24 protein-coding genes and 1 tRNA gene are annotated in these 20,447 nt (G+C 61.6%); 9 read left to right on the forward strand and 16 right to left on the reverse strand.

From position 1 onward, the window contains the following. Positions 1-121: 121 nt before the first annotated feature. The 10 genes from FGM15_07060 to FGM15_07105 form a co-directional block, all read right to left on the reverse strand. Entirely contained in the window at positions 122-370 is a 249-nt protein-coding gene (locus tag FGM15_07060; GenBank protein ID MBU3665620.1) for a hypothetical protein, read from the reverse strand. A 315-nt stretch (positions 371-685) separates the two neighbouring features. After that, entirely contained in the window at positions 686-979 is a 294-nt protein-coding gene (locus tag FGM15_07065; protein MBU3665621.1) for a hypothetical protein, read from the reverse strand. Next, the gene (locus FGM15_07070; protein MBU3665622.1) at positions 976-1,557 is read right to left on the reverse strand and encodes a hypothetical protein; all 582 of its coding nucleotides are present in this window, start codon (positions 1,555-1,557) and stop codon (positions 976-978) included. The genes FGM15_07065 and FGM15_07070 overlap by 4 nt, the downstream gene beginning before the upstream one ends. A 4-nt stretch (positions 1,558-1,561) precedes the next feature. After that, positions 1,562-2,197: a hypothetical protein gene (locus FGM15_07075; protein MBU3665623.1), complete on the reverse strand. Its 636-nt coding sequence runs from the start codon at positions 2,195-2,197 to the stop codon at positions 1,562-1,564. A 139-nt stretch (positions 2,198-2,336) separates the two neighbouring features. Beyond that, entirely contained in the window at positions 2,337-3,182 is an 846-nt protein-coding gene (locus FGM15_07080; protein ID MBU3665624.1) for a hypothetical protein, read from the reverse strand. Continuing rightward, the gene (locus FGM15_07085; GenBank protein MBU3665625.1) at positions 3,179-3,484 is read right to left on the reverse strand and encodes a hypothetical protein; all 306 of its coding nucleotides are present in this window, start codon (positions 3,482-3,484) and stop codon (positions 3,179-3,181) included. Before FGM15_07085 ends, FGM15_07080 begins: the two co-directional genes overlap by 4 nt. A 140-nt stretch (positions 3,485-3,624) precedes the next feature. Then, positions 3,625-5,187: a hypothetical protein gene (locus FGM15_07090; protein MBU3665626.1), complete on the reverse strand. Its 1,563-nt coding sequence runs from the start codon at positions 5,185-5,187 to the stop codon at positions 3,625-3,627. Next, complete coding sequence (locus FGM15_07095; GenBank protein ID MBU3665627.1) at positions 5,184-5,480, reverse strand: hypothetical protein; 297 nt, start codon at positions 5,478-5,480, stop codon at positions 5,184-5,186. Before FGM15_07095 ends, FGM15_07090 begins: the two co-directional genes overlap by 4 nt. Further along, positions 5,477-5,683, reverse strand: coding sequence for a helix-turn-helix domain-containing protein (locus FGM15_07100; protein ID MBU3665628.1), 207 nt, complete (start codon positions 5,681-5,683; stop codon positions 5,477-5,479). The genes FGM15_07095 and FGM15_07100 overlap by 4 nt, the downstream gene beginning before the upstream one ends. Then, positions 5,680-5,871: a helix-turn-helix domain-containing protein gene (locus FGM15_07105; GenBank protein ID MBU3665629.1), complete on the reverse strand. Its 192-nt coding sequence runs from the start codon at positions 5,869-5,871 to the stop codon at positions 5,680-5,682. The genes FGM15_07100 and FGM15_07105 overlap by 4 nt, the downstream gene beginning before the upstream one ends. Before the next feature lie 233 nt (positions 5,872-6,104). Here FGM15_07105 and FGM15_07110 point away from each other — a divergent pair, with 233 nt between their 5' ends. Further along, positions 6,105-6,461, forward strand: a complete 357-nt coding sequence (locus tag FGM15_07110) for a hypothetical protein (GenBank protein ID MBU3665630.1) — start codon at positions 6,105-6,107, stop codon at positions 6,459-6,461. Here FGM15_07110 and FGM15_07115 read toward each other — a convergent pair. Further along, positions 6,458-7,576 (reverse strand): hypothetical protein, encoded by a 1,119-nt coding sequence (locus FGM15_07115; protein MBU3665631.1) that lies wholly within the window; start codon positions 7,574-7,576, stop codon positions 6,458-6,460. The two genes, FGM15_07110 and FGM15_07115, sit on opposite strands and share 4 nt — an antisense overlap. Before the next feature lie 90 nt (positions 7,577-7,666). On the opposite strand from FGM15_07115, the gene FGM15_07120 reads away from it, so the two are divergent. From FGM15_07120 to ribF, 7 genes are all read left to right on the forward strand, one after another. Then, positions 7,667-7,738: transfer RNA gene (locus FGM15_07120), tRNA-Val, on the forward strand. A 103-nt stretch (positions 7,739-7,841) separates the two neighbouring features. Next, positions 7,842-9,131: a transcription termination/antitermination protein NusA gene (gene nusA, locus FGM15_07125; GenBank protein MBU3665632.1), complete on the forward strand. Its 1,290-nt coding sequence runs from the start codon at positions 7,842-7,844 to the stop codon at positions 9,129-9,131. 18 nt (positions 9,132-9,149) lie between these two features. Next, positions 9,150-11,186, forward strand: a complete 2,037-nt coding sequence (gene infB / locus FGM15_07130) for a translation initiation factor IF-2 (GenBank protein MBU3665633.1) — start codon at positions 9,150-9,152, stop codon at positions 11,184-11,186. 66 nt (positions 11,187-11,252) lie between these two features. After that, on the forward strand, positions 11,253-11,609 hold the full coding sequence (gene rbfA, locus FGM15_07135) for a 30S ribosome-binding factor RbfA (protein MBU3665634.1): 357 nt from the start codon (positions 11,253-11,255) through the stop codon (positions 11,607-11,609). Continuing rightward, entirely contained in the window at positions 11,606-12,598 is a 993-nt protein-coding gene (locus FGM15_07140; protein ID MBU3665635.1) for a bifunctional oligoribonuclease/PAP phosphatase NrnA, read from the forward strand. Before rbfA ends, FGM15_07140 begins: the two co-directional genes overlap by 4 nt. Continuing rightward, entirely contained in the window at positions 12,576-13,298 is a 723-nt protein-coding gene (gene truB / locus FGM15_07145) for a tRNA pseudouridine(55) synthase TruB (GenBank protein MBU3665636.1), read from the forward strand. The genes FGM15_07140 and truB overlap by 23 nt, the downstream gene beginning before the upstream one ends. Positions 13,299-13,306: 8 nt before the next feature. Beyond that, positions 13,307-14,209 (forward strand): riboflavin biosynthesis protein RibF, encoded by a 903-nt coding sequence (ribF, locus tag FGM15_07150; protein MBU3665637.1) that lies wholly within the window; start codon positions 13,307-13,309, stop codon positions 14,207-14,209. 66 nt (positions 14,210-14,275) lie between these two features. Here ribF and FGM15_07155 read toward each other — a convergent pair whose 3' ends face one another. Genes FGM15_07155 through FGM15_07175 form a run of 5 tightly spaced genes read right to left on the reverse strand, consistent with a single transcriptional unit; the run spans position 14,276 to position 19,244 of the window. Next, on the reverse strand, positions 14,276-15,022 hold the full coding sequence (locus FGM15_07155; GenBank protein MBU3665638.1) for a pyridoxine 5'-phosphate synthase: 747 nt from the start codon (positions 15,020-15,022) through the stop codon (positions 14,276-14,278). Positions 15,023-15,025: 3 nt separating this feature from the next. Continuing rightward, entirely contained in the window at positions 15,026-15,481 is a 456-nt protein-coding gene (locus tag FGM15_07160) for a DUF5069 domain-containing protein (protein ID MBU3665639.1), read from the reverse strand. A 31-nt stretch (positions 15,482-15,512) separates the two neighbouring features. After that, positions 15,513-16,853 carry a DUF2851 family protein gene (locus tag FGM15_07165; GenBank protein ID MBU3665640.1) on the reverse strand — a complete coding sequence of 447 codons (1,341 nt, stop codon included), beginning with the start codon at positions 16,851-16,853 and terminating at the stop codon, positions 15,513-15,515. Further along, on the reverse strand, positions 16,850-18,502 hold the full coding sequence (locus FGM15_07170; GenBank protein MBU3665641.1) for a TIGR03790 family protein: 1,653 nt from the start codon (positions 18,500-18,502) through the stop codon (positions 16,850-16,852). Before FGM15_07170 ends, FGM15_07165 begins: the two co-directional genes overlap by 4 nt. Beyond that, positions 18,462-19,244 (reverse strand): MBL fold metallo-hydrolase, encoded by a 783-nt coding sequence (locus FGM15_07175; GenBank protein MBU3665642.1) that lies wholly within the window; start codon positions 19,242-19,244, stop codon positions 18,462-18,464. The genes FGM15_07170 and FGM15_07175 overlap by 41 nt, the downstream gene beginning before the upstream one ends. Before the next feature lie 34 nt (positions 19,245-19,278). Between FGM15_07175 and FGM15_07180 the strand changes: the two genes are divergently transcribed. Further along, positions 19,279-20,447, forward strand: a 1,169-nt coding sequence (locus FGM15_07180; GenBank protein ID MBU3665643.1) for a DNA repair protein RecN, incomplete at its 3' end; no start/stop codon positions are given.

The following is a 20,447-nucleotide window of genomic DNA, read 5'->3' on the forward strand; positions in this document are numbered from 1 at the left end:
TGATAAAACGGGTGAAAAGGTAAGGCGCTTACGTTCGCCGCAAGTGAGTTAACAATCCGAGACAGCGGACGCATCGGAAAAGCGTTTCTTGCGCGATCCTCGCGCGAAGATTTGGGCAGCTTCAGCCGATTTGCGGCATGCGCTTCCAAGTCCGCAGCCAGCGCATCAGATAGCGGGGTGCAACGATCATATCGGCCACAAGCGCGACCAGCGCGGCGGCCACGGGTGCGAGCCGGTAGCGCATACGCTGGCGCGCCTCGGCAATTTCGTCGCGCTCGCAGACATAGACGGGCGGGTGGTCTTGCGACTTCATGACGGGCGCGTAGAGTTGGCGCGCGCGTTGTTCGAGTTGTGCGAGATTATCCAACATGGTCGGAAGGTTTGCAGGGGAGCGCTTATGCGGACTATCGCTCACGGCGTGACTCACGAAAGCCGCCGTTTGACGCGATTTGATACCGCCAACGGCCTCCGCTTTCCGCAACCGGGCCACTCGGCCCATCCTGCAAATTCCTTGGTGTTCATCAGCGCCCCAAAGTATCCAAAGGATTTTCGCCCATGCCGACGATGGTGTCGGCGGGCGCTTCGACATTCTTCTCGGCCTGCCCTTTATCGGCCTTCTTCGCCTTCTCCCGCGCGTCGAGTTTCGCCAAGAGTTCCTCGGCCTTGGGTGTGAGCTTCCAAGTCTTCATCCGAACAAAGGTCTCATGGGTTTCGCCGGTGCGGCCTCGCGCCGTGCCTCGGCTCGCGCTGCGGCAGCGTCACGGCCCCGGCGCGCGGCCTTGGGTGAATCGGCCCACTCGCTTTTTGCGCGCACGATTGCGGGCTTTGCTGCCGGCGGCGTGACCGGACGCGCGGCCAATTTCGTCGCCGACTGGCCGGCGATGAGTCGCAGCGCGCTGTCTTCGTGTGTCGGCGTGTTGAGTTTGTTGCAGGCAATCATGCGGCTGGCCTTGGTGGTGTCGATGAGTCGGGTTTTCATTTGGCCTCCCCGGCAACGATTTCATGGAATCCGAATCCCGGCAGACCGATAAGACCGGCAGCCCCTTCGCCGTCACGGACAAGACCTTCTATGCGGTCGAGTTCTCGGATGATGACGCCGATATTCGTGCGCCACTTTTCGGAATCAAAAGCAGGCTCGCCAAGTGCGGACAAGATGCTGCGATGTTGCTCTTGGATTTTCTCGCCCGCGCGCAGGACGGCGGGTTTCGCCTTCTCCGCGAACGACAAGAACAAATCGAGATTGCCCAGGGCGGCGCGGCGGCGTGCGGCCTCACGGACGGCATACACCTCTCGGGCTTTGGCGGCGTATCCGGCGCGGCCTCCGTGGTCCCAGAGTTTGCGCTCGGCGGTGGTGTCGCCGTTCACTGCCGAAGCGAAAAGTTGGTCCGCTTCCACGACGGCGTGGTCGGGATGCGCCTCGTCGCGGGCCTTTGTGAGTTGAATGTCCATCTCGGCAGCTTGGCGCAAAGCCGGGATGAGGGATTTGATGGCAGGGCCAACTTCGGCGGCGATGAAGGCCTCGGGCTGGATGATGGTGATGGTTGTTTGTTTTTTCATGCGGTTATTTTGTCGGGTTGAAAATGTCGGGCGCGGGTGCGGCCATGACGGCGGTTTTCACTTGCGCCATGGTTTGCTCGGCTTGGAAGTCGGCGGGGTCGGGCGAATTTTCCTTAATGAACTTGCCGAATTGCGCGATGGCCTCGCTTACCATTTCCCGCGCGGATGTCGGGTTCCACGTCTCTGGAAATTGCTCGATTTTGCGGAGTCGGTCGATGAGCAGGCCGATGGTTTCGTTGAAGCCTCGGACGAACAGGTCAGACGGGACGAGATGCTTCGCGGCCACGGCGGCGGCCACGGCGGCTTGCTTGGCTTCCTCGCTCATGCGCAGGGCTTGGAGATAATCGCGGCTCGCGCGGCCAATGGTGCGAACGTCCCCGGTGCGCGCGGCGTCAAGCAGGACACAAAAACAAAGGTTCTCGGTCGCCGTGGTGCGCTCGAAGGTGCTGACGGCCTTGGCGTAGTCGTCGGGTTGCGTTGCGACGAGCATTATGGTGAAGGATTTGCGCCGTTGCTTGGCACGGGAGAGTCGCCATTGCGCGGCGGCTTCGACCGAGTCGCAGGGCATCCCGTTTTGCGCGAGACGGGAGACGGCGGAAACCGAGATTCCCAGTCCGGCGGCGATTTGCTTTTGCGTCATGCCCTTGGGGGAGTTGTCAATTGACCGATGAGCAAAAGAATTGAAATTTTCGCCAAAACGTAGCGAGTCGCGCTGCTCTGGCGCTCTGGCGGCTGAGAAGACTCCTGACCCCGTCCCCCTGCGGCCCATCGGCTCGCCTTCATGGATTGCACGAGGCCAGCGCCTCGACGCGGGCCTGCGTTGCAGTGCTGACGTTTGCCTCTTTTGCGCGGGCTGCGCGGCCCTTGGCGCGGTCTTGAGAAGGATGTTGTTCATCTTGAACAACATCTTTCCTCCGCTCTCCTTTCGCGGCGTGCGGAACACCAGCCATAGCCTCGCTCCGCTTCCGGTTCGCCTCGGCATCAATGTCCTTGCGCTTCCCGCTCGCCCAATACCGCAGCGCGGCCTGCCGGCTACGCTCGACCGCCTTCTCGCCTCGAAGGAGTGAAGAGAATTGCCCGAGCTTGAGCGCATCGCGCAGCCTTTTTGCGCGCAGGGATGTAGCCGCCCGACACTCGCCGAGCCGTCGCCCGAGTTCGGCCAGCGGGACACCGGCCAAGGCGGGGCAGCCGATTAGCCACGCCATGACCAGCAACCGACGTCCGGCCTCATCTGTCACAGTCTCGAAGGAAGTGGCACTTTCGGTTCTGGAGGGCAAGAGCGCGTCGATGATTGTCCGCAGGGCATAAGCGGCGATAGGCGCCGCCGCCCGTATAACCTCGGGGTCATGATCTTCCGGCAGTGGTTCCTCGCGGCGTGCCACCTGCTCGCGAACGTGTTCCTCGCCTCCCAACATTTCGGCCAAGTCCTTCTTGTTGCCCGTGCTTCGCACCTCGGGCATATCGCGCAGGAACACCTCGGCCCGCTTTTCGGGCGACCACTGATCCCAATTCCGGCGGGCGGCTTCGGGGTCGATCAATATGACGCTGGCCGCCGTGTCGGCGTCGAGGCCTGCCACGAAGGACAGAACCTCGGGGTCAATCGGGGTGGCGGTTGTCTGGCTCAACGCAGAACCTCCAAGGCCTGCCATTGGCCGCTTGCTGGCAGGATTCGCTCGACCATCCATCCGTTGCCGTAATCGGCAAGGTCAACGTCCATCACGCTCCCGTTGCGCTCGGCGAGGCGCACCCCGTCGAGGATCGGCCCGCGCATAACGCCGGCCTCGACGCCATCGTTGAACGCGACGAATCCCTCGGCGCGGTGAGGCGTGACTTTCTCGACTTGGACTCGGCGCAACTTTCCCGTGCGGATCGGCGGTGATGTCGGCGGTTCGAGGCGACGATATAGCCGCCTTCTTTCATTGGGCACACTCGGCCTTGTTCTTTCACCTTCAATGTGTGCCGTGCCCGTGCCCCTGTCTAAAGACAGGGGGCACGTGGGCACACTGCTTTCACTGCGCCCGTGGGCACGTTGTGGGCACGTTGTGGGCACAGGGGCACGCATGGCCGTCATACCGCCAACCTCCCGCCGTTAATTTCGCGGTAGGGCCGTTTGATTACGTGCATGTTCGCCGAGCCTTGTTTCTCGACGGAAAGGTGGCCGTCCTGTTTGAGCATCGCCACGGCCTTATCGACGTAGCCGTGATTGCCAAGATCCCGCAGGCTGCGGGTGGACTGCGGCCCGTTTTTTTCGATAAACTCGCTGATCTTTTGCATCAGCCCCGTGGGCTTCCACGATTCCTTGGTCTCGTTCTGCGGTTGCTCGAAGCGGACATCGGGCCGCCCCTCTTCGTCATGGCCGAAATGAAGATCGGTCACGATATGACCAACAGGGCCGACTCCGCCGTTGCGATCCTTCGCCACAACCAATCGAACAAAGCCGTCTGTTTCGGGAGAGTAGGGCTTCCTCAGCTTGGCCTCATAGACCACGCCATCATATCGGCCCATCTTCGCCCCGCTTCCACGGGGCCAGCGCCCCCGGCTTTCGCTGTCCTTGGCAACGTGGTCGGAAATCAGAACGGAGCATCCCGCCTCGACAAACAAGCGCATCCGCTCGCGGAAGAATTGCAAGACCTCGGCGGGCTTGTCCTCGCTCAATGCCTCGGCGGCCAATCCTTCGGCCAATCCATCGAGAACAACGAGAGAGGGCTTGTGCTTCTTCGCCCAAGCATGGAGCGCGGCAAACTCGGACGGCTCGGGGTTCTGGACGTAGTGGAAACGCTCGGACAGGTCGGACTCACGGCCGCCAAGGGCAACAAAGCGCGAGCCGATGCCGCGCGGGTTGTCCTCGGGGTCGAGATAGAGAACGTGCAAGCCGTCCTGCATGACCTCCGCGCAGATACAAAGCGCGATGTTCGTTTTGCCGACACCAGGCTCGCCGTGGATTTCATTGATGCGCCCCGGGTAGAGCAGAAAACGGCCCTCGTCATATTGGCACAAGCTCGGCATCTCCCGCTTGAATCCCTCGGCGATGAGCGCGGAGAAGTCGGCAAAGCGCGGTTCGGCTGTCGCTCCATTGATCTCGCTCTCCCGCTTGTCTAACTCGGCCTTTGCCTCGTTGAAGTCGGCGTCGATGATTCTGCGCTCGGCATAGTCCGCAGCCAGCGCGCGCCGTTTGCGGTCAATGCTGGCGGCCAGAAGTTCGCGCACGTGATGAAGCAGGACGCTCGGGCCAATGCCCTCGGCCAGCGTGACCAGATCCAGCACGCCGGCGGCGCCTTGGCCGATCTTGTCGGCCAGCCCCGCCACCTCCAGTTGTCGCTGGATGTCGGCGAAGTTCATCGCCCCCGGTGTCCACTTGTCGGCGTGGTCGCGCAGCCAGAGCATGACGGCGCCGTGTTGCGGTGCGTTGAAATCGTCAATGCGGAGTTCGACGCCAGCTTCATCGAGCGGGGCGAATCCATTCACAATGATCCCGCCGAGCACGATGCGGTCGAGTTCGACATCGCAATCGACGGCGCGAGCGGCTTTCAATGTGCGCTTGGGCTGCTTGACCTTCTCGCCTTCGTCCATGAAAGCCGTATCCATGAAGGCCTGATAGCCGATCTCTTGGGTGCCCGTTATGTCCCTCACGCCCGCACCTCCTTTTTGCCCTCGCGGGCCAGAGACAAAAGTTCGTTGCCTGTGAGCCAAGGCGGGAGCAGGTCGCAGCGCGCTTGTTGAACCGCATCAACAAAGCGGGCCAGCATCGCCATGCGCTCCCGGTCACGCTCGCTGCCGAGGGCCGAGAACAGGACATAGTGCCGCAGCCATTGGCCTCGCAGAAAATTGACAACCTCGCCGAGGGCATCGGGTTCCTGTGGCAAGGTTCCATGCGTTGCGGCGGTCTTCGGGCCGCCGTTTCGTTTTTCGTCGTGCGGTTTCATTTCGTTTCCTCCAAGAAGCGCTCGATCTCCGTGCGCGACCATCGGGGATGTCGCAGGGCGCGGGATGGTTTCAACAATCCGCGCTTTTCCAGCCTCCATAGTGTGACCAAGGAAATTCCGAGAGCCTGCGCGGTTTCCTCGGCGTTATAGGCCAAGCGCTCGACGGGCGCGGGCCTTGGGTCGGTTGTGGCAGGGGCGCTCATTTTGCACCCTCCGCTATGCGCTGAACGGAATTGCGGGAGATTCGGACAACCCCTCCGACCTTGATCGCGGCGAGGATGCCCGTCTTTATCCACGCGCGAATCGTTCGCTCGGTGACGTTGAAGGTTTTGGCCGTTTCGGAGACGGTCGCGAAAGGCCCACTGTTTGCATGAAACGTAGCGTGCTTCATGCCTTTGGTATTGGTGTCAAATAAAATGTCCGCTTTACAGAGACAGAGACATGTGTTATGTCCGTTTCATGGCCTGCCAATACCTACAAACAATCGAGAGCGTTTATCGCGTGTCCCAGCGCACCGTCCGACGATGGTGCGAGGAAGGGTGCATACCCGGGGCCTATCGCCCATCCCCCCGAAAACAGTGGCGCGTCCGAAAGCCTTTAGACCTTGATTCATGGCAAAGCGCGGTGGTCAGCAAGGTCGGCGAGCCGCCGCAGGTTAAAGAGGACATCCGTAAAGAGGGCTTTCGCGTGAAGGTCGAGATACGCGGCGAAGTTGAGAGCTGGCCTCAGGATCACCGCTCCCGTTTTGGGGTTGCTTTGGTCGATGCCTTGGTGGCGCTCGTCCGCCTCGATATGCTTGAGCCGATTGAATACGATCCGACAAGGAAACATCCAGGCACACGCGACGGCCTGCGCCTTGGTCTGGTCTTTAAGTCGGGCAAAGGGCGCGACCAATACGGAAACACAGCCCTTGAGGCTGGTCTTGTGCGCGCCTTGAAACGTCACGGAATCGCCGTGCCAAGCGGAATCCGCGTTAATTAGAGTGCGACTGCCGCCTGCTGCTGCGCCAACTCGACCACGTTTTCCGGCTTCGCTCCCAGCATCGCGGCCATCCGTAGCGAGTGGGAAAGATTCACCTCGGCTTGATAGGTCTTGAGGACAAGCGCGCCGCCGTCTCGGTGGCCTTGCCATGCGGCCACGGTCGGCGCGTCGATACCCGCCCGCAGGCTGCGGGTGATATGGAAGCGGCGAAGGGATCGCGGCTCGAAGTAGGGGAATTTTAAGCGCTTGCAGGCTCCGTGCATTGCCATGCGGCAGTTGTCCTGCGGCAGCAAGCGCGCCTCCGGTTCCTCGGGCATATTCTTCAGCCTGCGCTCGATGATCGGACGCGCATCGGGGAAAATCGGGACGGTGAATGTTTGTGAGGTCTTGCGGCGAAAAATTCGGATGATTCCGGCTTGAAGGTCGATGTCCTGCCGCCGGATCGCCGAGAGTTCGGCCTGCCCGAGGCCAAGGGTTCCCGCCAGTTCCACAAAGTCGGCAGAATCGTTGCACCCGTGACCGTTGCTTTTTTGCGAGCGTATATCGTCCACAAGCGCGCGGAATTGTTCCTCGGTCGGCGTGTTGCGGATGGGTTTGGAAATCTTGGCATATTTGATGCCGTCCAGCGGCGAGCGTTCGATCACGCCATCGGCAACGGCCAAGTCGAAAAACCTGCGCGCCGTGGTCAGAAGGTGATTGATCGAGGACGCCGAGAGGGATTCACGGAAGGGTTTCAGCCAAGCCAAGACATGACTGCGCTTGATCTTGGAAATCGTGTCAGGCGCATCCTCGGGCCACTGCTCGACCAGTTTGCGGACGTTGAGGCGTTCGCTGTAGGTGGTCGCCTCCTTGCCGGTGATCAGCGCCTCGAAAGTCTCGCGGTGATCGGCCAGTGTGCGGCGGGAGAGGGTGGGGTCGGTGTTCTCCAACTTGCGCCGCAAGCCGGTCAGTTTGCGCCTCGCAAGCTCCTTGTCCTCGGTCTCAAGCGACTGTCTGATTTGCTTGCCGCGAAATTTAATCACGGCATAGTATGTCCCGCCTTTGTAGCGATAGAGACATGCTCCAACTTTCTTCCAAACTGGTGTTTCCTTCGTGGGTTTCTTGGTCTTTCTCATGCCAAGAATCCTATAGGGTGCAAAAACTGGTGACAAACAAGAAAAATGGAAATTACGTATCGTTGCAAGTAGCTGGTAGTTAAGGCTTTCGCGCGATTAGCTCAGTGGTAGAGCGCTTGCTTCACACGCAAGAAGTCGCAGGTTCGAACCCTGCATCGCGCATGCCTTGACACTGGTTGTCCGCGCCGGTAATGTGAGGTCAACCTTTTCTTGTGAAAAGTGGGTTACGGCCCACTTTTTTTTATCCTTAAAACATACAACCACCATGAGTAACGAACTGCTGACGATGCTGGAGTATCTCGAGCGCGAGCGCGGTATTTCCCGCGATACGCTGCTTCAGGCGATGCAAGAGGCCATCATCAAGGCTGCCGGCAAAGGCTTTGGCGGCTTCACCCGTGAATTGCGCGTGGAAATCAGCCCCAAGACCGGAAAAATCCGCGGCGTGGCCAATGTCCTTGTCGTGGACAAAGTGACGAACCCGCAGGAGGAAATCCTCTTGGCGCGGGCCAAGGTGATCAAGCCGAGTGTGCAGGTCGGGGACACGCTCGAAGTCGAGGTCGAACCGGCCGCCTTCGGACGCATTGCCGCCGGAGTGGCCCGGAACGCGATCATGTCGAGCATTCGTCGCGTCGAGAAAGAGCGCATCTACGAGGAATTCAAAGACCGTGCCGGTGATATTGTCAGCGGTTCGGTTCGTAGATTCGTGAAAAGCGACGTCATCATCGATCTCGGCAAGTTCGAGGCCGTGATGCCCGCCCGGGAGCGCGTGATGACCGAGGATTACAGCGTCGGCGACCGCCTCCGCGCCTACGTGGTCGCGGTGGAGAACGGGAAAGACGGTCCGCAAATCATTCTCTCTCGGAGTCATCCGAATTTTGTCCGCAAGCTTTTCCAGCTCGAGGTGAGCGAAATCGCGGACGGCACGGTGCAGCTCAAGGGTATCGCGCGCGAAGCCGGCGTCCGCACCAAGGTGGCCGTGGCCAGCGCGGACAGCAAAGTGGATCCGGTCGGCGCGTGCGTCGGCATGCGCGGGGCACGGGTGAAGAACATCGTGCGCGAACTCAACAACGAGAAGGTCGATATCATCAAGTGGAGCGAGGATCCCAAGGAATTCGTCGTCGAAGCGCTCAAGCCCGCGAAGATCAAGACGATCGAGATCAATGAAGCCGGCAAGCGCGTCAAAGTGACCGTCGATGAAGACCAGTTGTCCATCGCCATCGGCAAGAAGGGACAGAATGCGCGACTCACGGCCAAGCTTACGGGTTGGGAAGTGGACATCGAGAAGGATGCCTCCAAGGAGCAGGCCTTCGAAAGCCAGGTGACCAGCGCCACCGAGCTGTTCAAGACGCAACTCGGTCTCGATGAAGAGACTGCTTCCAAGCTGGTTCAAAACGGCATTCCGAGCCCGCAGGACCTTGTCGCGGGTGGCGTGGATGCCGGCGATCTTGTTGAGATGCTCGGCGTCGAGGAATCCAAAGCCAACGAGATTCTCGAGCGCGCCCGGGGTTTGGAAGCCAAGAAACCCGAGCCCGCACCAGCAGGGGTAGCAGAGTAAAGCGCAGGACCGACCCGCATGCCCGCCAAGCCGCCAGCCACGAAAAAGCCACCCGCGAAAAAGGCCGCGCCTGTGCGCCGTGCTGCGAAACCGGCTGCGCCGGAGCCTCAAGCATCGAAGCCGAAACCGGTGCCAAAGGCGCCGGTCGAGGTCGTATCCCTCATCGACGAGAAGCCCAAGAAAAAGGCCGTCGAACTGCCCGAGCCGGAACCGGCCGCGACGACCGCGGAAGTTGAGCCCGCGCAGGAAATTCAGGTCTCCGAGGACGGCAAGAAGATCATCAACGTCAAACCGCCCATCGTGGTCAAAGACCTCGCTGCGGCCCTGGGTCTCAAGCCGTTTGTGGTCATCAAAGACCTGATGGAGGCGAACATTTTTGCCAACCTCAACCAGACGATCGAGCCGTCGGTCGCCGCGCTGGTGTGCGAGAAGCACGGCTTTGTCTTCGAAAAAGAAAAAAGGCAGGCCGGTGCGGGGGTCCACAAAGCAGAGCCGGTCGTTGCGCCACCATCGGTCCCGGAGGTCGAAGTCGCCAAGGACGAGCTCGAACCACGTCCGCCCGTTATCACGTTCATGGGTCATGTGGACCATGGGAAGACCTCGCTTATGGACTATGTCCGCAAGTCGCGGGTTGTCGCCGGCGAAGCGGGCGGCATCACCCAGCATATCGGCGCGTATTCCGTCGAGCACGCCGGACACCGCATCACTTTCCTTGATACGCCGGGCCATGCGGCCTTCACCGCCATGCGTGCGCGGGGGGCAAATGTCACCGACATTGTCGTGCTGGTTGTTGCCGCGGACGACGGGATCATGCCGCAGACGGAAGAGGCGATCAGCCACGCCAAGGCCGCCGGAGTGACCATCATTGTGGCCGTCAACAAAGTCGATTTACCCACCGCCAATGTGGACCGGGTCAAACAGCAGTTGCAGGAGCACGACCTCGCGCCGGAGGACTGGGGTGGTTCGACGATCGTTTGTCCTGTCTCAGCGACCAAGGGCACGGGGGTCGATCATTTGCTGGAAATGATGGCGTTGCAGGCCGAAGTGCTGGAACTCAAGAGCAGCCCGAAAGTTCCGGCACGCGCCACGATCATCGAAGCTGCCATGGAGCCGGGCCGCGGCCCCACGGCAACGGTGATTGTCAAGATGGGAACCCTCAAAGTCGGTCAGGCCTTCCTGTGCGGTCTCGAGTGGGGCAAAGTGAAGTCGCTCATCGATGACCTCGGCAAACCGGTGAAATCGGCCGGGCCCGGGACGCCGGTGAAGGTCCTCGGCTTCGACGGTCTTCCGAAAGCGGGTGACGAGTTGATGGTGATGGAGTCCGAGCGTTCCGCACGGACTTTGAGCGAGGAGCGTCAGGAGGAGCAGCGCAAAACAAAACTGGCTGCCCCGCAGCGCGCGACACTGGAAAGTCTTTTCGACAATCTTGCCGAGAACCAGCGCAAGGTGCTGCGGGTTGTGCTCAAAGCCGACGTCCAAGGTTCACTGGAAGCCCTGCAGCAGGCCCTCGGCGAAATCAAAGCCAAGCAGATCGACCTCGAACTGCTCCATGGTGCGGTCGGCCCGATCAGCGAATCGGACATCCTTCTCGCCACGGCTTCCGATGCGATCGTGGTCGGATTCGGTGTGAAGGTCGAAAACAGCGCGGCAACGGCGGCCAAGCGCGAGGGTATTCAGATCAAGCTTTACTCGATCATTTACGAGCTGATCGACCAGATCAAAGAAGCGATGGCTGGGTTGCTCGAGCCTGAATTGCGGGAGGCGGTCATAGGCCACGCGGAGGTCCGGCAGGTGTTCGATCTGACCAAGGGAATGGTCGCGGGTTGCATGGTGACCGACGGACGCATCGCCCGCTCGGCGCGTGCGCGTGTCCTCCGCCGCAAGCAACCGATCTACGACGGCGGAATCTCGACCCTCCGCCGATTCAAAGATGACGTCAAAGAGGTGCGCAACGGGTTCGAGTGCGGCATCAAGCTCGGCGATTTCGAAGAATACGAGCCTGGCGATATCATCGAGTGCTACACTCTCGAGAAGGTCGCACAGAAACTCGAGTAGGCTTTTGCCGGGACGGGGAGGGACGCCGTCCCGCGCCCCCGTCCTTCAACTTTCAACTGCCCAGCAATGAAACACCGTCTGGCCCGCGTTGCCGAAATCCTCAAGCGCGAACTCAGCATGATCATCCTGCGGGAGGTTCCCGCGGACGGCGCGCTGATCACCGTGAACGCGGTGGACGTCTCGCCCGACTTGCGCAATGCCACAGTCCACGTCGGGATCCTGGGCACGGCCGCACAGCAAAGGGCCGCACTCGAACGCCTCGAGCACCATCGCCCCGTGTTGCAGGCCGAGTGCGCCAAGCGAGTGGTCCTGAAGTTCACGCCGCATTTGCAATTCAAGCTCGACGAGTCGGTGGAGCGGGGCACGCGGGTCCTCGATATTCTGGATGAGATCGGGGAAGCGGGAGAGGAGTCGGGAACATGAGTCGCGGGTCCGATGCAACATTCGGCCAGATCAGGCACACGCTCGATGCGGCAGATCGGATTTTGCTCGCGAGCCATGTGCGGCCGGACGGCGACGCCTACGGGTCGTGCATCGCGATGGCCTTGCACCTGCGGTCGCAGGGGAAGGATGTCACAGTTTGGAACGAGGAGGGGATGACGGAGAAGTTCCGCTACCTGCCCGAGAGCGCAACCGTCGCGGCTCCGCCGGAACACGAAAAGCGCGACTTCGATGTGGTGCTGGCGCTCGACACATCCACCAAGGAACGTCTCGGCCGTGTGCTGAAGGCGACGGGCCAAGTCGTGACATGGATCAATATCGACCATCACGTCAGCAATCACCGCTACGCCGACCTGAACTACATCGACGATACTGCTCCGGCCACGGGTCAGATCATCTATGACTATTTCTCCGAATGCGGCGCGGAGATAACGCCGGCCATGGCGGAAAATCTCTACGCTGCGATTTCCACGGATACCGGATCGTTCCAATACGACAAAACTTCGCCGCGGACTTTTCGCATCGCGGCCGACCTCGTGGAGGCGGGCGTCAGCGTGCCCGAATTGTCGCGAAAAATTTACGACAGCTACCCGCGCCGCCGTCTGGAATTGCTCAAGGCCCTGCTCAATTCCGCACGCTTTGTGTGCGACGATCGCGTGGCGAGTTTCAGCCTGTCGATGAAAGTCGCCGCGGAGCTTGGCGTTTTGCCTGAGGACAACGAGGGTCTCATCGACCATCTGCGCGCGGTCGAGGGGGTGCAGGTCGCCGTGTTTTTCGAGGAACTTCCCGCGAACAAGGTGCGCGTCAGCATGCGTTCCAAGGAACCGCGCTTCGACGTTTGCAAAATCTGCGGGCTCTTCGGCGGGGGCGGTCATTCGCAGGCCGCCGGGGCCCGCTTGCCCGGTCCGCTGGAGGCGGCGGAGGAGAACGTTTTGGAGGCCATTTGTCATGAAGTCCGAATCAACAGTTGACGGCGTTCTGCTCATCGACAAAGCGCCGGGAATGACGTCGCACGACGTGGTGGCGATCACGCGCCGCGTCTTGAATACGCGCAAGGTCGGTCATTGCGGCACGCTCGACCCGCTGGCGACCGGACTGCTCATCATCACCATCGGCCGCGGAACGAAAATCCAGGACCTCCTCATGAGCGAGGACAAGGAATATGCGGGCACGATCCGTCTGGGGCAGGTCACGAGCAGCCAGGATGCGGACGGCGAGATTCTGGAGGAAAAGCCCGTTCCCGATTTCACGCGTGCCCAGATCGACGAGGCCTTCGGAAAATTCCAAGGCGATTTCTACCAGACGCCTCCCATGGTGTCGGCGATCAAGAAGGACGGCGTGCCGCTTTACAAACTCGCGCGTCAGGGCAAGACCATCGAGCGCGAGCCGCGTCTTGTCCATGTTTACGGCCACGAAATTCTCAAGGTCGCGCTGCCCGAGGTGGAATTCCGTGTTGTTTGCAGCAAGGGGTTTTACGTCCGCACCTATGCTCACGACATCGGTCAACTGCTCGGTTGCGGGGGGCACTTGAAAGCTCTGCGCCGCACGGCCTCGGGCAAGTTCCGCGTTGAAGGCACGCTGACGGTCGATGAACTCCGCACCTTGCCGCTCGAGGCGGTCAAGGCCCGCGTGATGAGCCTTCCACAGGTGTCCCGTCTGCGCGGCGTTTGAACCGGTCCATGGAGATCCTGCACGATCTCAACTCGCTGGCCTCTTTGCGCGGTCCGGTCTATCTGGCCATCGGAGTTTTCGACGGGGTTCATCGCGGACACCAGGCGCTGATCTCCGAGGCGCAAGCCGACGCTGCGAAGACCGGAGGGACGGCGGTGGTCATGACCTTCGAGCCGCATCCCATGATGTTTTTCCAGCGCGCGGAACCTCCGCTGCGTCTGTCCAGTCCGCGGCACAAAGAGTTGCTGCTTGCGCGTCACGGCGTCACGCATCTGGCGGTGTTGCCTTTCGAGGCCGCGCGAGCGGCCCAGACGGCGGAGGAATTTGTCCAGGACCTTCGCACGGCGTGCCGGCCGCTCGGCGGAATTGTCGTCGGCGCCGACTGGCGTTTCGGCAAAGGGCGCAAAGGCGATGTGGCGCTTTTGCGCCAGATGGGCGCCTTCGAGGTGGATGGAATTCCTGCTGTGACAATCGATGGCGAAGTCATCTCGAGCACCTCGATTCGGTTGGCTGTGGCGCGCGGAGACCTGAAATTTGCGGAGAAAGCACTCGGCCGTCCGTATGCTATCCTCGGTCCGGTTGTCCCCGGACAAAAACTCGGTCAAAAGCTTGGTTTTCCCACGGCAAACATCGCCACGGACGGATTTCAACTTCCCCCGGATGGCGTCTATGCGGCGACGGTTCGGATCGGGGACAAATCGTTCCGCGGGATCGCAAACCTCGGATTGCGCCCGACCGTCGCGCGCGATGCGTCGCGCGTGCTGGAGGTTCACTTGCTGAACTTCGACGGCGACCTATACGGACTGGAGGTCGAAGTGGCGTTTTTGCGGTTTGTCCGCGGGGAAAAGAAGTTCGGCTCGCTCGACGAACTGCGTTCGCAGATCGCGAATGACATCGCGAGTGTGAAATGAGGTTTTGTCCGGCGCCGTTAGCCGTTGAGCGCTTACCCAAGCCAATCATTGCCGGAAACGGCGATGCTACACGGGGTATTGGGCGCAGATGCCTTTCATCTCGCGCACGGCGGTGGCAAGGCCGACGGAGAGTGCCCGCGAAACAATGGAATGACCGATGTTGAGTTCCTCGAGATGCGGGACGGCGAAAAGCTCGCGGATGTTGGCGTAGTTCAAGCCGTGGCCGGCGTTGACACGGAGTCGGAGATCGTGTGCAAGCCGTGCGCCGTCGATAAGGCGTTGGAGTTCCTCCTGGCGGGAATCTTCGGCGGAGTTGGCAAACGCCCCGGTGTGAAGTTCGATGTATTCAGCCTTGAGACCCGCAGCGGCGCGAATCTGATCCGGATCGGGATCGATAAAGAGGCTGACCACCGTGCCGGCGTCCTGCAAACGGCGGATGGAATCGGCGAGGGCTGTGCGGTTGGAAACGCAGTCAAGACCACCTTCGGTAGTGACTTCATTGCGGTTCTCCGGAACGAGGCATACATCGTGCGGCCTCACGTCGAGGGCAATCTCAAGGATTCCCGGCGTGTTGCCCATTTCGAGATTGAGCTTGGTTCTGAGCGACTGCTTTAGCCGAAAGATGTCGTGATCCTGGATGTGGCGGCGATCTTCGCGCAAATGGGCGGTGATTCCGTCGGCCCCCGCCTGCTCGGCGAGGAGCGCGGCTTCGACGGGATCGGGTTCCGAAAGAATGCTGTCGGGATCCCGCGCATAACGCGCCTGCCGCAAGGTTGCGACATGGTCGATATTGACGCCGAGACGCAGCGGCATGGTTCAGACCTTGCCGCCGAAAGATGCGTAGTCGTCGAGATCGAGCAAATCGAACCAAGTTCCGATATCCTCGCGCGAAGCGGCGGTGGCCTTGTGCGCGCCGTGGAAGAATTCGCGGCTTTCGATGTCACTCGGGATGCGGTCTTCCATGAATCTTGACCAAAGGGCGACTTCATGGGGGCGGCGATTGGCCCCCGAGTTTTCCTTGATCCACGCCAGGAGGTCGCCGTCGCCAAGTCCGGCGTCTATTTGCTTCTTGAATGCCTTGGGATCGACGGCAGCGAATTCGAAAAATTGCATGTCGAGCGGGCAGGCATAGTTGTATTCGCCATTGGTTCCTGCATGGACGGCACGGCCTTTGTCGATGATGCGCGGGAGGATGGCGAATCCGCCGAGGCGGCAGCGTGCTCCCCGGGGTGGACGCTTTGTGAGATCGGTGGGTAGAGTCGGCTGAGGCATGCGGTGCAGGATATTTTGCCGCGTGGCGGGGTCAAGCGGACAGCTTTTCGACGATTCCGGGAAACCGGCAGCGTGCGCACTCATCGTGGTCGCGCTGGCAAAAGTCGGAGTAGATCTGCAAAAGCCCCTGTTGCACGTAGAGCCTGCCGGCAAGAGTGCGCGGCGGCGGTCCACCAAAGAGCCGGGCTGCCGCGACGCGGGCGGGGGTATTACCGGCGGAGGCGGGCAGGCCAAGCCATTGCGGCTCGGCGCCACGGGACAAAGCGAGAGGCAGGGCAATGTTGACGTAGATGTCGCGAATGCGCTCGGGGCCGACGAGAGCCAGAATTGTCGCCCGCCGCGGCGAATTCCATGTGGTGTGGAACGACCAGAACGGATGCTTCAGTGGTCCGAGGACTTTTTCCAATTGTTCCAAATTGCCCGACTCAATCGCCCCTCGCACGGTTTTCCAACACCGCGCAACGGATACAAGGGCGCCGAGACGACGCAGAGGGTGATTGGCGGGGCGTAGCCCGTTCATTCGCCATGCAGATCGCGGAAGCACGAGGTGCGCGTGGCTGCTGCGCTGGCGCCACCAGCTTTTCCACAGGACGGCGTGCACGTTGCGGGCGTCGGCTGAAGGTGGTTGCGGTTTCTCGAGAAAACCCGCGAGACCGAACAACAGAGCTTCTCCGCGCGGGGTTGCGGCGATGCGTGGCGGGACCCTTTGGGCGAGCAGTTGGAACGGCAACTTGTTGTTCTTGTAGCCGAGAGCCGTGGCGAAGGATTCGTAAAGCGCCGCATCGGTGCCGCGCGCCTCGATCATGGCTGCGAGCGCCAGGCCCTTGCGCTCCAATCGCCGGCGCGCCGCAACGGCGAGAAGATCGGCGAGCGAATCCTGCGAGAGGAGGCGCAGAGGAGCGGCGCAACGCCCGGGCTTGGCCGGAACAAATGCGCCACTTTCTCCGCCGGTGCCGCCGCAGTCGGACAAGCAGATTTGCGGAACTTCACGGTGCGATGCGGTCCGCGGAAAATGCGCACGGGCTGGGGCCCTCACAGCGACGTGAAGAACGACATTTTCGTAATCAGGGTTGGTCGCGTGGCGGTGGTTTTCCCAGCCTGCAGCGTCGAGATCGACCTCGATGGCGCCCTGCCGGTGTTTTCCATCGATCCTCACGGAAGTGTTGACGAAATCCGGCCCGGCTTCCCGGTTCCACTCCCCGAAATCGGTGACAAGGACCTTTCGGCCATCCCGGCAGACGAACTCACGGCCGCAGGCCCCCGAGAACCAGCGGGCCTGCCAGAAAAGTTCGTTGTCAGAAAAGGGTTCCGGCTCCCGCACATGGAGGTCGCAGCCGGCCAGGGCTTCCTCGTAGGCCTCGCGCGCTGTCATAACTTTTTCGGCCCCACGGACGGTGCGGGGGGCGGTGGCTCGATCTCATTGCGCAGCGCCTCGAGCAACTGCGCGCGCTCCGGGGGTTGAGCGCGCTGCAAGGTGCGGTCGATGAGTTGAATGGCGGCCTTTTTATTTCCTGTTGTTTGTAAAATGCGGATCCGCTCGACGACAGTCCTGAACGATTCCGCGGGATTTCGATAAACAGCGCCCGCGGCCTCGAGCGAGGAAAGCGCTTCCCGGGGCTGATCGTAAAAGCTTTGCAGCAGGCCGAGAGCTTCGTAGTTGAGGCCGGTGGGGTTTTCGCGTGCGAACCGTGCGAGATAAAGCGTCTGCATCGGCCCCGAGCGCGCCGATTTGCGCAATTCTTTTTGCAGCGCGGTCCAAGGTTGTGCGCCCGGATCCGAATCGCGGTCGAAGTTTCCCGCTTGGGTAGCGGCAAACGGGCGGTAGAGCGGATCCCCGACGACCGTGTTCATCCAAGACAGAACCTTCAGGCTCATGTATGCGCTCTCCGCAAAGGTGAAGCCCTGCAGCAAGCGCTCGTTGAAGACGTCGAGATGCGGCGTGAGGTCGAGGTAGGGTTCGTAAACATTTCCAATGGTGGCGGCCACCCCGCGTGTGAGCAACGGGGCTGCCCAGTGCTTCGCAGGATCGCGCAGCGTTGCGGCGCTGAAAGAGTGGATGTGCACTGCCACGGCGCCAGGGCGGAAATGCGGCGCGCCCATCGCGCCCTCCGCGGCCCACGCATACCAACCATAGTAGAGCGCGGCATCCGTGACGGGGAAACCCGCGGGCAAAATCGCCGGGTTGTTGTCCAGGATGACTGGGATCCCCTGGTTCCAGCACTCCGCCGCCGCGGCTTGGAGCCATTCGTCCCCGTCCTTGTATCCGCTCTCCGGGATGCTTCTCCGGTCGATGTAGGCCCAACCGTGGAGCCCCGATTGCTCCGCTTTGATGCCGTCGTCGATCATGCGCCGCACGGTGTCCTCCGTCGGTGCATCGAGCCGCGTCACGAGCAGCTGAGCCGCGAGCATTACCGAGTCCATGATCGGGGTGAAGCGTCGGTAATACGGGTTTGGCACCACGCCAAAGCGCTCTTCTTGGAAAGCGCCAAGCGCGGCGAGTTCCGAATCCACCGATGCTTCATCATGCCCGCCCACCGGATCGCCGCCGTTCGGGCGCGGGGGCGCGGGCTTGCCGGGCTCGGGAGGTTGGATGGTCGTCTTGATCTTGAGGGGAATCCCTCGCATCAAGGCGACGAAGCGGATGCGGCTGCCGGTGACTTCGGGGGCAGAAGCTGTGCCGGAGCTTTCGCGCAGCGTCCACCATCCTTTGAGATCAAACATTGCGCGCAGCGGACTCTCGATCGTATCGGCGAAGTCCTTCCGCGAGATTTCCTCGTCTGTTGGACAATCCAACGCGACGACTTGGTCGGATGGTATGCGTCTGCGCTGCGCATAGTATTCCGCGAGGGACCGGGAGTCGGGATCGCGGGAGTTGAAAACCACGAGGGTGGCGCCGGCCTCGCGGCTCATCCGCGCATCACCGGGATCCTGCGCGGTAGCGGCCTGCAGGGCCAAGGCCAGCGCTACAGAAGCGAGCACTTCAAATCTCGATGCGCAGGCCGTCATAGGCGATGCGGACATTGTCCGGCAACAGGGACTCCGTTTCCTTGTGGCCAAGATCGTGGCCGATATGCGTCAACCAGGCTTGCTTTGCCTGCGCGTCGGCGGCCACTCCCAGCGCCTCGCTGAGCGAAAGATGGCTCGGGTGGGGTTCGTGGCGCAGAGCGTCGATGATCAGCACGGGGATGCCGGTTATCTGCTCTATGACCGGCCCCGGAACGTGGTGGCAATCGCTGAAGTAGGCTGCCAACTTGCGTCCGCCCCGCGCGAAGATGTAGCCGTGCACCAGCATGCGCCCGTGGGGAACTTCGGCCGGGATGATTTCCACGCTGCCTAGCTGGAACGGTTCCGTGATTTCCCGGGGATCGGGCCGGACGTAATTTCGGAAGGCGTGCTGCCCGTCAAACGCGTAGTAAAACATCCTGCGCAGGTCCGCCATGGTATGGGGCGAGGCATAAACCGGCATCGACCGGTCGGCGAGTTCACAGAATCGGCGAAGGTCGTCGAAGCCCGCCACATGATCGGTATGCGAGTGGGTAAAAACAGCCGCGTCGATGTGGCGAAGTCCGTGGCGCAGAGCCTGCGTGCGGAGGTCCGGGGTCGTGTCGACCAGGAACGTCACATCCGCAGCCTCGACGAGTATCGAGGACCGCAGCCTCTTGTCGCGCGGGTCCTGCGAACGGCAGACCGGGCAGTCACAGGCCACGAACGGCACCCCTTGGGACGTCCCGGTGCCTAAAAAAGTGATCGCAAGTTCGGCCATGACTTGAATCCGCGAGGTTTGCATAATCTGCCCCATGCTCGCAACGCTGGCATCCCTCAGGATCCGCAATCTCGCTTTGGTCGAAGACCTCACGTGGGAGCCCGGCGCAGGTCTCGTGGCCATCACCGGGGAGACGGGCGCTGGCAAATCGCTCCTCATCGGCGCACTGCAGTTGCTGTTGGGGGAACGCGCGGACAAATCGCTCATTCGGGCCGGTGCGGACTCCTGCACCGTGGAAGCTGTCTTTGAAGTGACCGCGGGTGCCGGGCTTGACGAGTGGCTTGAGGAGCAGGGGGCCGAGCCGTGCGCGGACGACGGACTGCTTGTCAAAAGGACGCTTTCTGCCGCGGGATCCGGACGGCAGTTCATCAACGGCTCCGCATGCACTTTGTCCGCGCTCAAAGGCTTGGGAGACCGGCTTGTCGATCTGCACGGACCGCACGATCACCAGTCTCTTTTCTCGCGCGAGGCCCAGACACGTGTCTTGGATGCCTTCGCGGGGCAAACAGAGTTGGCCTCCGCCTTCGCGACAGCGCACCGCGAACAGGCGAGGCTCTGCCGGGAAATCGAAAGGCTTCAGGCCATGGAGAGCGATGCGGCAATGCGCCGGGAGATGCTGGCGCATACGGTGCAGGAGATTGAATCTGCCGCGTTGCACGCAGGAGAAGAGGAAGATCTCTTGGCGCGCTTGCGCACGGCAGGCAACAGCCGGCGCTTGCTCGAGTTGAGCGCGCAAATCGGCACTGCTCTTGAAGGTGACAGCGAGGGTGGAGTCCGCGATTCACTCGCAGAAGCGATCAGGGCCGGGCGTGAGCTGGCCCGTCTGGATCCCGGCGCGACGGCTCTCAGCGATGCGCTGGAAGCGGTTTCCGAACGCTTGTCGGACATCGAGTCTGATGCCCGGCGCTACGCCGAGGCGATCGAATGCGATCCACAAAAACTTGCCGGGATGGAGCAGCGGGCCGACCTTTTGCAGTCGCTGAAGCGCAAATACGGCGGAAGTCTCGAGCAGGTCATGGAACGCGGGGTGACAGCGGCCCGAGAGTTGCAGGAGATCGAGACGCGCGGCGAGGCGGGCGTAGCGCTCGAGAAAGAGCGTGCGGCGGCCGGGGCTCGTGCCACAAAGCTGGCTGCCAAGCTCTCGGCGGCGCGGGTCAAGGCTGCGCCGGCTTTCGCTGCGGCGGTGACAGCAGAGTTGCGCGA

It is taken from the genome of Chthoniobacterales bacterium (assembly GCA_018883245.1).
Taxonomy (GTDB): domain Bacteria; phylum Verrucomicrobiota; class Verrucomicrobiia; order Chthoniobacterales; family JACTMZ01; genus JACTMZ01.

Bases quoted from the DNA above. Each gene is read 5' to 3' on its own strand.
- FGM15_07105 (MBU3665629.1), bottom strand. From the start codon at position 5,871: ATGAAGCACGCTACGTTTCATGCAAACAGTGGGCCTTTCGCGACCGTC.
- FGM15_07100 (MBU3665628.1), bottom strand. From the start codon at position 5,683: ATGAGCGCCCCTGCCACAACCGACCCAAGGCCCGCGCCCGTCGAGCGC.
- FGM15_07060 (MBU3665620.1), bottom strand. From the start codon at position 370: ATGTTGGATAATCTCGCACAACTCGAACAACGCGCGCGCCAACTCTAC.
- nusA (MBU3665632.1), top strand. From the start codon at position 7,842: ATGAGTAACGAACTGCTGACGATGCTGGAGTATCTCGAGCGCGAGCGC.
- FGM15_07095 (MBU3665627.1), bottom strand. From the start codon at position 5,480: ATGAAACCGCACGACGAAAAACGAAACGGCGGCCCGAAGACCGCCGCA.
- FGM15_07115 (MBU3665631.1), bottom strand. From the start codon at position 7,576: ATGAGAAAGACCAAGAAACCCACGAAGGAAACACCAGTTTGGAAGAAA.
- FGM15_07065 (MBU3665621.1), bottom strand. From the start codon at position 979: ATGAAAACCCGACTCATCGACACCACCAAGGCCAGCCGCATGATTGCC.
- FGM15_07160 (MBU3665639.1), bottom strand. From the start codon at position 15,481: ATGCCTCAGCCGACTCTACCCACCGATCTCACAAAGCGTCCACCCCGG.
- ribF (MBU3665637.1), top strand. From the start codon at position 13,307: ATGGAGATCCTGCACGATCTCAACTCGCTGGCCTCTTTGCGCGGTCCG.
- FGM15_07155 (MBU3665638.1), bottom strand. From the start codon at position 15,022: ATGCCGCTGCGTCTCGGCGTCAATATCGACCATGTCGCAACCTTGCGG.
- FGM15_07165 (MBU3665640.1), bottom strand. From the start codon at position 16,853: ATGACAGCGCGCGAGGCCTACGAGGAAGCCCTGGCCGGCTGCGACCTC.
- FGM15_07175 (MBU3665642.1), bottom strand. From the start codon at position 19,244: ATGGCCGAACTTGCGATCACTTTTTTAGGCACCGGGACGTCCCAAGGG.
- FGM15_07070 (MBU3665622.1), bottom strand. From the start codon at position 1,557: ATGAAAAAACAAACAACCATCACCATCATCCAGCCCGAGGCCTTCATC.
- FGM15_07170 (MBU3665641.1), bottom strand. From the start codon at position 18,502: ATGTCCGCATCGCCTATGACGGCCTGCGCATCGAGATTTGAAGTGCTC.
- FGM15_07075 (MBU3665623.1), bottom strand. From the start codon at position 2,197: ATGACGCAAAAGCAAATCGCCGCCGGACTGGGAATCTCGGTTTCCGCC.
- truB (MBU3665636.1), top strand. From the start codon at position 12,576: ATGAAGTCCGAATCAACAGTTGACGGCGTTCTGCTCATCGACAAAGCG.
- FGM15_07140 (MBU3665635.1), top strand. From the start codon at position 11,606: ATGAGTCGCGGGTCCGATGCAACATTCGGCCAGATCAGGCACACGCTC.
- infB (MBU3665633.1), top strand. From the start codon at position 9,150: ATGCCCGCCAAGCCGCCAGCCACGAAAAAGCCACCCGCGAAAAAGGCC.
- rbfA (MBU3665634.1), top strand. From the start codon at position 11,253: ATGAAACACCGTCTGGCCCGCGTTGCCGAAATCCTCAAGCGCGAACTC.